The 12,612-nt window shown below is 71.1% G+C and carries 9 protein-coding genes; 4 read left to right on the top strand and 5 right to left on the bottom strand.

All coding sequences use genetic code 11. From position 1 onward, the window contains the following. Positions 1-155: 155 nt before the first annotated feature. Positions 156-1,187, bottom strand: coding sequence for an endonuclease/exonuclease/phosphatase family protein (locus NE358_RS10005; protein ID WP_103210887.1), 1,032 nt, complete (start codon positions 1,185-1,187; stop codon positions 156-158). An 87-nt stretch (positions 1,188-1,274) separates the two neighbouring features. Here NE358_RS10005 and NE358_RS10000 point away from each other — a divergent pair, with 87 nt between their 5' ends. Further along, complete coding sequence (locus tag NE358_RS10000; RefSeq protein WP_246078216.1) at positions 1,275-2,135, top strand: PHP domain-containing protein; 861 nt, start codon at positions 1,275-1,277, stop codon at positions 2,133-2,135. A 426-nt stretch (positions 2,136-2,561) separates the two neighbouring features. Here NE358_RS10000 and NE358_RS09995 read toward each other — a convergent pair whose 3' ends face one another. After that, on the bottom strand, positions 2,562-4,016 hold the full coding sequence (locus NE358_RS09995) for a DEAD/DEAH box helicase (protein ID WP_103210885.1): 1,455 nt from the start codon (positions 4,014-4,016) through the stop codon (positions 2,562-2,564). 150 nt (positions 4,017-4,166) lie between these two features. Here NE358_RS09995 and NE358_RS09990 point away from each other — a divergent pair, with 150 nt between their 5' ends. After that, positions 4,167-4,883 carry a ferritin-like fold-containing protein gene (locus NE358_RS09990; protein ID WP_103210884.1) on the top strand — a complete coding sequence of 239 codons (717 nt, stop codon included), beginning with the start codon at positions 4,167-4,169 and terminating at the stop codon, positions 4,881-4,883. A gap of 109 nt (positions 4,884-4,992) precedes the next feature. On the opposite strand, the gene NE358_RS09985 is transcribed toward NE358_RS09990, so the two are convergent. Together NE358_RS09985 and NE358_RS09980 are read right to left on the bottom strand one after the other, a co-directional pair. Continuing rightward, complete coding sequence (locus NE358_RS09985) at positions 4,993-5,280, bottom strand: hypothetical protein (protein ID WP_289938112.1); 288 nt, start codon at positions 5,278-5,280, stop codon at positions 4,993-4,995. Positions 5,281-5,292: 12 nt separating this feature from the next. Continuing rightward, complete coding sequence (locus NE358_RS09980) at positions 5,293-5,517, bottom strand: DUF3107 domain-containing protein (protein ID WP_103210882.1); 225 nt, start codon at positions 5,515-5,517, stop codon at positions 5,293-5,295. A 189-nt stretch (positions 5,518-5,706) separates the two neighbouring features. On the opposite strand from NE358_RS09980, the gene NE358_RS09975 reads away from it, so the two are divergent. Beyond that, on the top strand, positions 5,707-8,853 hold the full coding sequence (locus NE358_RS09975) for an ATP-dependent helicase (RefSeq protein WP_289938109.1): 3,147 nt from the start codon (positions 5,707-5,709) through the stop codon (positions 8,851-8,853). Then, positions 8,850-12,137 (top strand): ATP-dependent helicase, encoded by a 3,288-nt coding sequence (locus NE358_RS09970; RefSeq protein WP_499317736.1) that lies wholly within the window; start codon positions 8,850-8,852, stop codon positions 12,135-12,137. Before NE358_RS09975 ends, NE358_RS09970 begins: the two co-directional genes overlap by 4 nt. 37 nt (positions 12,138-12,174) lie before the next feature. Here the strand turns inward: NE358_RS09970 and NE358_RS09965 are convergent, their stop codons facing one another. Then, positions 12,175-12,591 carry a hypothetical protein gene (locus NE358_RS09965; RefSeq protein ID WP_289938106.1) on the bottom strand — a complete coding sequence of 139 codons (417 nt, stop codon included), beginning with the start codon at positions 12,589-12,591 and terminating at the stop codon, positions 12,175-12,177. Positions 12,592-12,612: the final 21 nt, after the last annotated feature.

Below are 12,612 nucleotides of genomic sequence, written 5' to 3'. Positions count from 1 at the left end.
GGACCGGGCGCGGGGAAATCGCGGGGCGTCGTCCCTGTCGGCGCGCCGGGGTGCCGGCATCCGGTCGACGATCCGGAGCGCGACACGCGACCGTCGGCTGCCGGCCGGAGAAGCGGCATCCGGTCGGGCTTCCGGAGCGCTGCAGGTGCGCCCGGTCAGCCGCCCGTGCGTTCGAGCTGCACGACGATCGGGCGGTGATCGCTGCCCGAGCCGTCGAGGGTGCGCATGACGACAGACGCCGAGACCGTCCAGTCGGGGGTCGCCATGACGTGGTCGATCGGCGCGCCCAGCAGCGCGGGGGCGTTCGTGGGCCAGGTGCCTACGCCGCCGTTGCCGCTTTCGGATGCCGCGTCGTGGCAGCGCCCCAGCGTGCCGCCGTCGACCCCCATCCCGGTCATGTGATCCAGGGTCGCATTGAAGTCGCCCGCGAGGATCACGTTGTCTGTCGCGCACTGGTCGGCCAGCCACTGCAGGTCGCTGCGCCACTGCGTCATGTACTCCTCGCGCGGGGCGACCGCGTGGGCGGCGACGATGATCGGGCCGTCGCCCGACACGGGCATGGCCACGGCGCTCGGGACGGTCGAGGTGTTGCTCGAGCCGTCGAGCGAAGACTGGATGACGGAGTATTCGCCCAGTTCGGGCTTGATGAGCACGGTGGTCGAGGTGGCATCCCACCCGGTGATGCCGTACTCGCCGTACTCCGCGTGATGCGCCCACATCGGCTGGCCCATGTCGCGCATGAGCTCGGCGACCTCGGCACCCGTCTCGATCGTGGTCTCGGGGAGGGTCACGACGTCGGCCTGCATTCCCACCGCGAATTGCGCGATCGACTCGGCCGAGGTGGCCGAACCCGCGGTGTTCCACGTCATGATGCGCAGGCTCGACGCCGTCTTCGCGGGCAGATCCTCGGAGCCCAGGCCGCGCTGCGCGAGCAGCGAGACGTTGGCTCCGCCGGCGAGACCGAACACGATCGCGAGGACGAAGGCGAGGGCACGGATCGGACGGATCAGCGCGAAGAGCAGCATGAGCAGGGCCGCGGCCACGAAGGCGGCCGCCAGCGGCGCGCGGAACGAGATGATCTGCGCCAGGGGGAACGTGCGCTCGATGCCGAACGCCGAAGGCCACGTGAGCACCGCGGCACCCGCCGCGAAGGCGAGCGCGACCAGGAGACCGACCAGACGACGCACGCACCCGACGATAGGGGAGACGTCTGAGAGATCCACGGATGCCGCATGGGCGCCGCCTCTGCGAATGCGGGACGATACGCTCGACGGGTGCAGCGTGAACGGCGATTCGAGGGTCCGAGCGACCTGCACCTGCACTCCTCGCACTCCGACGGTACGGAGCCGCCCGCGCAGGTCATGGCGGCAGCCCACCGCCACGGGCTGCACACCGCGGCCCTGACCGACCACGACACCACGTCGGGTTGGGCTGAGGCCGCCGAGGCCGCGACCTCTCTCGGGATGACGTTCGTCCCCGGAATGGAACTGTCGGCCCGGCATCGGTGGCGCAGCGTCCATCTGCTGGCCTACCTCGTCGACCCCGACGACACAGATCTCCGGTCGATGACCGACCGCATCCGCTCCTCGCGGCTGGACCGGGCGCAGATCATGGCCGAGCGTATCTCGCACGACTACGACATCGCCTGGGACGACATCGTGGCCCAGACCACCGACGGCGCGACCGTGGGGCGTCCGCACATCGCCGACGCCCTCGTCGCGCGCGGCATCGTCGCCGATCGGACCGAGGCCTTCGCCGGCATCCTGCACCCCTCCGGCGACTACTACGTGGCGCTGTACGCGCCCGACCCGGTGACGGCGGTCGAACTCGTCGTGGCGGCGGGCGGCGTGCCGATCATCGCCCACCCTGCGGGACGATCTCTGCTTCCCGACAGTGTGCTGCACGCGATGCTCGACGCGGGCCTTGCGGGCTTCGAACTCGCTCACCGCGAGAACCTCCCCGAGCCCACGGCTCTGCTCGCCGATCTCGCCACCGACCGCGACCTGATCGTCACCGGCTCGAGCGACTATCACGGCCTCGGAAAACCGAACATCCCGGGCGAGAACACGACGGCCGACGACATGGTGGAGCGCATCTTCACCCGCGGACGCGGGACGTCGCCGGTCTTCCCGTAGGTGGCTGCCCCGCGGAGTGTGGGATGCCCGGGCGCGGATGGGTGCGCGCCGCGTGGGGATGCCCGGGCGTCGCGTGGGGCGAGGCCGGCGTCGTGTGGCGCGGACGGGCGCGCGTTGCGCGGCGCGGGCGCGCGTTGGGCGGCGCGGGCTGCGGATGTGGTGCGAGCAGGTGCCGGGGGCGGCGCGGGCGGGCGGGGCGTGGTGAGCCACGCATAAACGCTGTTGGCGCCGATAAACGCGAGGAGCGCGTGTTTATGCGCGTGGATCGCGTTTATGCGAGGGTGCGGAGACTGCGCGGCGGCACCGCGCACGTGGCTGTGCCGGACCGCACCGAGTGAACGACGCCGGGTGATGCCGGATGCCGCTATCTCCGCGAACGGCGCCGACCCCCGTGCGGGGATCGGCGCCGTCTCCGCCGAAGGCGCGTCAGGCGACGGGGGCCGTCGGCGTTCCCGAGCTTCCGCTGCCGCGACGACGACGGCGGCGACGGGGCGCCGCATTGCCGTCGTGGTGCTCCTTGCCGGCGCCGTCGTGCGTGCCGGCGCCACCCTCTTCGCGCGGGGCGGCCTCACCGGCGGGGGCAGCGCCCTCAGCCGACGACGATCCGCCGCGGCGGCGACGACGCGGACCGCGGGTGCCCTCGGCATCCGGGCCCTCGCTCTTCTTCTCGGCGCGGGGCGCGACGGCTTTGGGAGCCGTCACCAGACGACCCTTCGTGCCCTCGGGGATGTTCAGGTCGGTGTAGAGGTGCGGGCTCGACGAGTAGGTTTCCGTGGGTTCGGGCTGCCCGAACTCGAGGGCGCGGTTGATGAGCGCCCATTTGTGCAGGTCGTCCCAGTCGACGAAGGTCACCGCGATGCCGGTCTTGCCGGCGCGGCCGGTGCGTCCTGCGCGGTGCAGGTAAGTCTTCTCGTCGTCGGGGATCGTGTGGTTGATCACGTGGGTGACGTCGTTGACGTCGATGCCGCGGGCGGCGACGTCGGTGGCGATCAGCACGTCCTTCTTGCCGGCCTTGAACGCGGCCATCGAGCGCTCTCGCGCCTCCTGGCTCATGTCGCCGTGGACGGCGGCGGCGTTGAAGCCGCGGTCGCCGAGCTCGTCGACGAGCTTCTGGGCGGCGCGCTTGGTGCGGGTGAAGATGACGGCCTTCTCGCGACCCTCCGACTGGAGGATGCGGGCGATGACCTCGTCCTTGTCGAGCGAGTGTGCGCGGTAGACGAGGTGCTTGATGTTCGCCTGCGTGAGGCCCTCGTCGGGGTCGTTGGCGCGCATGTGGATGGGGTTCGACATGAAGCGGCGGGCCAGCGCGACGATCGGGCCGGGCATGGTCGCCGAGAAGAGCTGTGTGTGACGCACCGGCGGGACCTTCGAGAAGATCTTCTCGATGTCGGCGAGGAAGCCGAGGTCGAGCATCTTGTCGGCCTCGTCGAGCACGACCTCGGTCGCGTTCGACAGGTCGAGCAGGCGCTGATTGGCGAGGTCGATGAGGCGACCGGGGGTTCCGACGACGATCTGCGCGCCGGCCTTGAGCTGGTCGATCTGGCCCTCGTACGCCTTGCCGCCGTAGATGGCGACGACGCTGGTGGGGCGGTTCGAGGTCAGCATGTCCATGTCTTCGTAGACCTGCACAGCGAGCTCGCGGGTGGGGACCACGATGAGGGCCTTCACGCCGGGCTCGGGGTTGGGGCCGAGACGCTGGACGACGGGGATGCCGAAGCCGAAGGTCTTTCCGGTACCCGTCTTGGCCTGGCCGATGATGTCCTGGCCGGGGAGGCCGAGGGGGATTGTCTGCTCCTGGATGGGGAAGGCGTCGATGATGCCCTTCGTCGCGAGGGCATCGACGATGTCCTGGTCGACGCCGAGATCGGCGAAAGTCGTCATGGTGCGTGCCTGTTCCGGCGGCGAGAGACCGCCTGGGGGAGTCGTATCCACGCCTCACTCGTCCACAGGCGCGGGGTCCCGATCCGTCGCCGGGACTCGTCCACTCTACCCGGCGTGTTTCCGAAGCCCCCGACGCCTAGGCTGTCGTACGTGTTCGAGTGGTTCCGTCGCCGACAGCGCCCGGTGGGTCGTACGCTCCAGTTGCGCTCGCGCGGAGACCTCGGTGAGGCCATGCGCGTCGATTTCGCCGAGCTCGCCCCCGACGTCGAGACGTTCCTCGGTCAAGCCGCGTACCTGCAGCTCGGGTTCTTCGAGACGCTCAGCGAGCTGATCGCCCTGACACCCGAGCTCGCCGAGAAGGAGTCGCTCTCGCGCGCGGCGGGAGCGGCACTGATCAAGCACCAGGAGCTCGTCGCCCTGATCCGCGAGCGCGGGGCCGACCCGACGCAGCTCATGCTGCCGTTCCGCGAGTCGCTCGACGCCTTCCGCCGCAACACGCACGGCGTGCGCCCGCAGGAGACGATGCTCACCGTGCACATCACGGCGGGACTCCTCGACGACTTCTACCTCGCGCTCTCGTCGAGCTATGGCGACACCGGCCGCCGGGTGGCGCGCATCCTGCAGGCCGACGACGACCGTCAGGCGATCGTCGACATCCTCGGCGCCACGATCGAGAGCGACGAGGAGTGGCGCTGGCTGCTGGCTCTCTGGGGCCGCCGTCTCGTCGGCGACACCCTGCTCGTCGCGCGTGCGGCACTGCGCCACGGCCACCTCGATCGCGCCGACGAGGCCAAGGTCGAGCCGGTCTTCAGCGAACTGATGGGCGCTCACGCCAGGCGCATGGATGCCATGGGGCTCGCCGCGTAGCGAGCGTCATGGTCGCGCGGGTGATCGAGTCCCGTCGAGGAGAGCCCGCGAACCTGCGGGCGAGATCGCGGACGTCGGGTGACGGCATCCGACGATCTGTCGAGATCGATCAGACGCCCAGGCGCACCCGGTCGGTTTCGTCGCGCGTTAGACGTGACCGGGTGAGCAGTGACGCGAGGGCGAAGGTCGTGACGGCCGGCGCGAGGACGGCGACGATCCACAGGATCGGCGAGTCCGCTCCGAGACCGACCCAGGTGAGCGCGGTCCAGACGACGGCGGCCGCGGCCGCCCCCGCCAGAGGGGCGAGCGCGACACCGCGGAGGTGACGGTGCGGCAGCGCGAAATGCGCAACCAGGCCGATGACCGCGCCGATGACGAGTCCGAGCAGAATCTGCACGGGTCGGCCGTGTCAGGCGACGAAGCCGACGCGACGCGACTCTTCGGTGCCGAGTTCGACGAACGCGAGGTTGGCGGTCGGGACGAGGTAGGAGTTGCCTTTCACATCGGTGAACGAGACATGGCTGGCGGCGTTGTCGAGCGCAGCGGCGACAGCCGACTTGACGGCGTCCGAGCTCTCGTTCGTCTCGAAGTTCAGCTCGCGGCCGGTGTTGGTGATTCCGATGCGGATCTCCACGATGCGTCCTTTCCCCGCGGGCCGCGGTCGGCCCGGCGCGTGATTCGACTCTAGGGCAGGCTTCCGACACCGCAGTCCGCGGGAGGGGCCGCTTCGCGGACGGCGAACGCGTGGCGCATCGACGACCCGACCGGGTGCCGTCGCGGCGTCGCACCCGGCGATGTCGGAGGTCGCGATTAGCGTGGAGACATGCAGATCCCGGATGCCGTCGCCCTCGACGCATCTCCCTCCCGGGGAGGTGTCCTCGACGCCGAGCAGCGCGTCGTCGTCGACTGGCCCGCGACCGCGAGCGGTGTGGTCGTGGGGGCTCCGGGGTCGGGCAAGACGACCACTCTGCTCGCTCGAGTGCGGCAGCTGGTGGCATCCGGAGTCGATCCCGACGAGGTCCTGGTGCTCACTCCCACGCGGCCCGCGGCGACGGCTCTGCGCGATCCGCTCGCCCTCGCGGTCGAGCGGGCGACCTCGGGCGCTCTCGCGCGGTCGGTGGCCTCGTTCGCGTTCCAGATCGTCCGTGGCGCCGAGGTGCGTCGCGGATTCGAGCCTCCGCAGCTGCTCACCGGGGGCGACGAAGACCAGATCATCCGCGATCTGCTCGAGGGCGATGCCCTCGATGAGCTCGAGGGTGCGTCGCGCTGGCCCGCGTGGCTCGGGCCCGCCGTTCGCGCGACCCGCGGTTTCCGCGGCGACCTCCGGGCCTTCCTCGCGGAGTGCACCGACCTGGGCATCGCCTCCGACGACCTGATCGCGATGGCGCAGAGGTTCGACCTGCCGGTCTGGGCGTCGGTCGCCTCGTTCGCCGACGAGTACCGCACCGTGCGCTCCGCGATGCGCGGCACGCACCGCGACGCGGCCGACCTCGCTCGAGAGGCCGTCGTCGTCCTCGACGACGCCCTGGTGGATCGCGGGCTTCTCGGGCGGTTCGCGACGCTGCGCTGCATCCTCGTCGACGACGCCCAGGAGCTCACCGCGGGCGGCATCGATCTGCTGCGCGCGTGTCGTGCGCTCGGTATCGGGGTGGTCGCGTTCGGTGATCCCGACGTGGGGTCGGGGGCGTTCCGAGGGGCGACGCCCGAGAATTTCGCCCGTCTCGCTCGCGAGCTCGGCACCACCGCCGCGCTCGGTGAGCCCCATCGCGGCACGCCGGAGCAGGTCGATCTCGTGCGCCGCGTGGTGACGAAAATCGGTGCGGCCGGGGTGGTCGCGCATCGCCGCGCTCCCTCGGGTGCCGCGCCTCAGGGCTCGGTGCGCACCTACCTGCTGCGGTCGCCCGCGGAAGAGGCCGACGCCATCGCGCGCCTGCTGCGCGAGCGACACGTTCTCGAGGGCGTGCCGTGGGGTTCGTGCGCCGTGATCGCGCACGACTCGAGGCAGGTCGCCACGCTCGAGACCGAACTCGCTGCGCGAGAGGTGCCCGCGCGCGCGAGCGGCCCCGGCCTCGCCCTGGGCATGCAGCGCCCGGTCCGCGATCTCGTGGGGCTGGTCGAACTCGGTATGAAGGATCCCGCGGAGTGGATCGCTGACGAGGTGGTCGACGCTCTGCTCGGCACCTTCGGCGGGCTCGACCCGATCGAGCTGCGACGCCTGCGCACCGCGCTCCGGCACGAGGAGGTCGGCGCCGGCGGTACCCGCACGGCGACAGAACTCCTCGTGTCGGGGGTGCGCTTCCCGCTCGAACTCGAGGCCGTCGACACCCGTGAGGCCCGCCGCGCCGCTCGGCTGGGCGAGACCCTCGCCGCACTCCGCGCGCAGACGCGGGCGCACGCCACCCCGCACGAACTGCTCTGGACCGCGTGGGAGCGCAGCGGGTTATCGCGACCCTGGCGCGAGGCGGTGCGCGGACACGGCCCGATCGCCGAGCAGGCCGATCGCGACCTCGACGCGGTCGTCGCACTGTTCCACGCAGCGAAGCGGTTCACCGAGCGCGAGCCCGACGGTGAGGCCTCGGTCTTCCTGCGCGCTGTGCTCGACAGCGATGTCGCCGAAGACCGCATCGAGCAGCCCGCGGTGGTCGACACGGTCCGGGTGCTGACCCCCGCGGCCGCGGCCGGCACGGCGTTCGACACCGTCGTCATCGCCGGGGTGCAGGACGGCGTCTGGCCCAACACCCGCCTGCGCGGCGGGCTGCTCGAGACCTGGCGGCTCGCAGACGCGATGCAGAACCCCGATCTTCCCGCCGCGGGCATGCTCGATCGCCGCCGTGCGGCGATGCACGACGAGCTGCGGCTGTTCGTTCGCGCCCTCAGCCGGGCCGGCGCGCTGCTGGTGGTCACCGCGGTCGACGACGACGACACCGGTCCCAGTGTGCTGTTCGAGATGCTCCCGACGCCCGAGCCGGCGGCATCCATCCCCGAACATCCTCTGTCGCTCCGCGGTCTCGTGGCGCGGCATCGCCGCTCGCTCACGGTCCCACGCGTCAGCCCTGCCGAGCGTGCGCACGCGGCGGGGCAGCTCGCTCTTCTCGCGGCGGCGGGCGTCGCGGGAGCCGCTCCCGAGCAGTGGTACGGCGTGGCGGCTCCCACCTCGTCGGCGCCGCTGCGGGATCTCTCGCGCGAAGACGTCCGCGTCTCGCCGTCGCGTCTGCATGCGCTCGAAGAGTGCGAACTGGACTGGGTCATCGCCGACCTCGGCGGCGACAGAGGCGGGACGACGGCGGGCATCGGCACGATCATCCACGCGGCGCTCGAGACGTCGGCATCGTCGTCCGAAGACGATCTGTGGGCCGTCGTCGACGAACGCTGGGGTGAGCTGGCGTTCGACGCCGTCTGGCGCGAGCGGGCCGAACGTACGCGAGCGCGCGAACTCGTCCGCCGGCTGGCCTCGTATCTCCGTCGTTTCGACGACGCGGGGGGACGCTTGATCGGAGCCGAGCGACACTTCGAGGTGCCGATCCCGATCCCGGATGCCGGCGAGCACGGCGCCGTGCTGAGCGGCGACATCGACCGCGTCGAGGTGACGCCCTCGGGCGAGGTCGTGATCGTCGACCTCAAGACGGGCAAGAGCGAACCGCAGACGGATGCCAAGGTCGCCGACAACCCGCAGCTCGCCGCGTACCAGCTCGCATTCTCGTCGGGGGCCATCGAGCAGGTCGCGGGGATGCCGTCGGGCGGCGCGAAGCTCCTCGTGCTCCGGCCCACGGCGGCGAAGAAGGACTACGCCGAGCCGACGCAGAAACCTTTCGACGACGCGCAGCGCGGGCAGTTCGTCGAGCGCGTGCAGCGGGCGGTCGAGGTGATGCGCGGCACGAGCTTCGCGGCGCCGTACGAGGTGCATTGCCGCGACGAGTTCTCGTACGGGCTGTGCCGCATCCACACGGTGTCGGCCGTGAGCGCATCGTGAGCGCGGTCCTGTCGGCGGCGATGATCGCCGCTGCTCTCGGGCAGTTTCCGCCCACGGTCGAGCAGACCGCCGTGATCGAGGCGCCCCTGGCGCCTGCCCTCGTCGTCGCCGGCGCGGGCAGCGGCAAGACCGAGACCATGGCGGGTCGCGTCGTCTGGCTCGTCGCGAACGGACTGGTCCGACGCGACGAGGTGCTCGGGCTCACGTTCACGCGCAAAGCCGCGGGTGAGCTGGCCGAGCGGATCCAGCGCCGACTGCAGCGACTGTCGGAGTTCGAGACGCGCGGGTTGGTGAGCGCTCTCCCGGCTCTGCACGAAGCCGGGCGCCTTGCGGTGTTCGCCGAGCTGGCGCAGCTCGAGGGAGCGCGCGCAGACGCCGCGCGCCGCGAGGTTCTCGACGCCCTCGCCGCCGAGGTCGGCAGCGTCGACGACGATCTCGATGACGGCGACCAGCTGCTGCATCGGCCCACCGTGTCGACGTACAACAGCTTCGCCGATGCGATCGTGCGCGAGCACGGTCTGCGCATCGGTCGCGACTCCGAGGCCGCCGTGCTCTCTGAATCGGCGGCCTGGCTGCTCATGCGCCGCGTCGTGTTCGCCTCCGACGACCCGCGACTCGAGGAACGGCAGGAGTCGCCTCGTACGATCATCGATGCGGCCCTGCGCATCGCGCGCGACGGGGTCGACAACCTCGTCGATCTCGACGAGCTGGCGGCGTTCCCCGACGAGTTCGGCCGCATCGTCGATCGTCCGTCGACCTCGGCGCGCGTCACCGTCTACAAAGAGGTCGCTGAGGCCGCGTCGCGCGTGTCGGCGCTCTCCCTGCTCGCTCGCCTCGCCGCCGACTACGACCGTGAGAAAGCGCGCCTGGGCGTGATGGACTTCGCGGATCAGGTGGCCGGTGCCCTGCGCATCGCGCAGGAGCATCCCGCGGTCGTCGAAGAACTTCGGGGGCGCTACCGCGTCGTGCTGCTCGACGAGTACCAGGACACCTCGGTCGTCCAGACCGACCTGTTGGCCACGCTCTTCGGGGGTACCGGTGTCATGGCCGTCGGCGACCCGCACCAGGCGATCTACGCGTGGCGCGGCGCCAGCGCGGGAAACCTGGGCGGCTTCCCCGCGGCCTTCGCCGGCGACGGCGGATGCCGGCGCTTCGCGCTTCTCACCAGCTGGCGCAACAGCGCCCGGGTGCTCGACGCAGCCAATGCCGTGCTGGCGCCCCTCGCTCGTCGTGCGGCCGTGGCCGTCGAAGAGCTGCGCGCGCGTCCCGGGGCTCCGGACGGCGTCGTCGAGATCGCCTTCGAGAACGACCTCGATGCCGAGGCCGACCGCATCGCGTCATGGTTCGTCGGCGTCCGCGCGGCCCGCGCCGCAGAGGGACGCGCGACGACCGGCGCCGTGCTCTTCCGCAGCAAGAAGCACATGGTGCGTTTCGGCGATGCCCTCGGACGGCGAGGCATCCCGCATCGCATCCTCGGGCTCGGCGGTCTGCTGACGACCCCCGAAGTCGTCGACGTGGTGTCGGTGCTGCGGGTTCTCAGCGACCCCGAGGCGGGGTCGGCGCTGATCCGGCTGTTGTCCGGCCCGCGGTGGGCCGTGGGGCTCGCCGATCTGCGCGCCCTCGCGCAGCTCGCGCGGCGATTGGCCACTCACGACGTCGGCCTGCGGCCGCTGGCCCCCGAGGTCGTGGACCGCCTGCGCTCGACACCGGGCGCCGATCGCGCGTCACTGGTCGACGCTCTCGATTTCGTCACCCGCCAGACCGACGGACACGGGTGGCTCACCGACATCACCCCCGAGGGGCGCGCTCGTCTCCGCGAAGCCGGGGCGGTCTTCGCCGCGCTCCGCCGGAGTGTCGGGGCTCCGATCCCGGAGCTCATCCGACTGATCGAGGCCGAGCTGCGTCTCGACATCGAACTCGCCGCGAACGAAGCCCGCGGTCCCGCCCGCATCGCTTCGGCGCAGTTGCGTGCTTTCGTCGACGAGATCCGCGGGTTCCTGGCGGCCGACGAATCGGGCTCCGTCACCAGTCTGCTGGCGTGGCTCGATCATGCCGAACGGGCCGACGAGTTCGCCCCGCGCACCGAGCCGCCGGAAGACGACGTCGTGCAACTGCTCACCATCCACGGCTCGAAGGGCTTGGAGTGGGATGCCGTGGCCGTCGTGCGACTCGTGACCGACGAGCTGCCGTCGCTGCCGCGTGACACGAAGGGGTGGTTGGGTTTCGGCATCCTCCCCGCGGAGTTCCGAGGCGATTCCGCGTGGCTCCCGGTGCTCGGGTGGCGTGGGGCCGAGACGCAGCAGGATCTCAAGGCGGCGATCGATGCGTTCGTCGTCGACAACCGGGCTCGGCAGCTCGACGAGGACCGGCGTCTCGCCTACGTGGCGTTCACGCGGGCGCGTGACCATCTCATGCTCTCGGGGTCGAGCTGGTCGGGCACGAAGCGCCCTCGTCGGCCCAGTGTGTTCCTGGACGAGGCCGCCGAGGCGCTCGGCATCGAGCTGACCGTCGACGAGGCGGGGGAGGACCCGTACGACGGTGAGCGGCGCCTGCTGCACTGGCCGCTCGACCCGCTCGGGGCGCGACGCACCGCGATCTCGGCCGCCGTCAGCGCCGTCGCCGCTGCGCGCGCCGGTACTCCGGCCCACGCTGACGACGATCTCGAGCTCCTGCTCGCGGAGCGCTCGGACCGGTTGCGACCCGTGCACACGCCCGCCCCGACACGGATCCCGGCGTCGCGGTTCAAAGACTTCGTCGCCGACTACGGCCGCGCGGTCGAAGACCTCCATCGGCCTCTGCCAGAGCGGCCGTATCGACAGACCCGCCTCGGCACGCTCTTCCACGCGTGGGTCGAGCAGCGCTCCGGGCTGGTCGGCGCGGGTGTCGGGCTCGACGACGACGGCCTATGGGACGACGACGAGGCGGGAGCTTCCGCATCCGACGCGGCCGAACTGCAGCGGCTGCGGGAGTGCTTCGAACGCTCGGAATGGGCGGGGCTGCAACCCCTCGAGGTCGAGACCGAGATCGATTTCGTCACGACGCGCCTCGACGGTCGCGCGCACGTCGTCATCTGCAAGCTGGATGCCGTATACCGCCGCGGCGAGAGGTACGAGATCGTCGACTGGAAGACGGGTCGCCCGCCCACCAGCGAGCCCGAGCGTCGCTCACGCATGCTGCAGCTCGAGCTCTATCGCGAGGCGTATCACGCGAAGCACGGCATCGACCTCGACCAGATCGACGTCGCCCTCTTCTACGTCGGCGACGAATTGGTGCTGCGGAGCTGACGGCTCGGCCTCTCACCGGCTCGGCGGCTCGCGGCGGTTAGCGCGCGACGTCGACGAAACGGAAGTGAGCGCGGTACTCGTTCGGGCTGTCGGTCGGGTCGACTTTGACGGTGGAGAACGCCACGCCGTGCAGAGTGAACCGCCCCTGATCGAGTTCGTCGAAGCCCTCCGCTTCGAAGACCGGCCCTTCCTTGATGTCGTTCCGGTGGGAAGCGTCCGGCCAGGTTCGTCGGACATCGAGATCGACGAAGTCCACGTGGCAATCACCGATCAGCGTCGGTCGGACGAGCCGCTTCCGCCACCACGGGCCGTCCACCTCGTACGCGTGGAAGGGGCGCACGGACAGGTAGCCGACGAGCTCGCGTGGACGCTCCGGCAGGCCGAGCTTGTACAGGCCCGCCTCGACACCCGCGGGCAGGGGCGGGGGAGCCTCTTTGGATGGCCGGAACAGCATGTGCACAGGCTATCGCGTGTG

Source organism: Sphingomonas sp. G5 (assembly GCF_052660795.1).
This window is presented reverse-complemented; position numbering and strand designations above follow the sequence as displayed.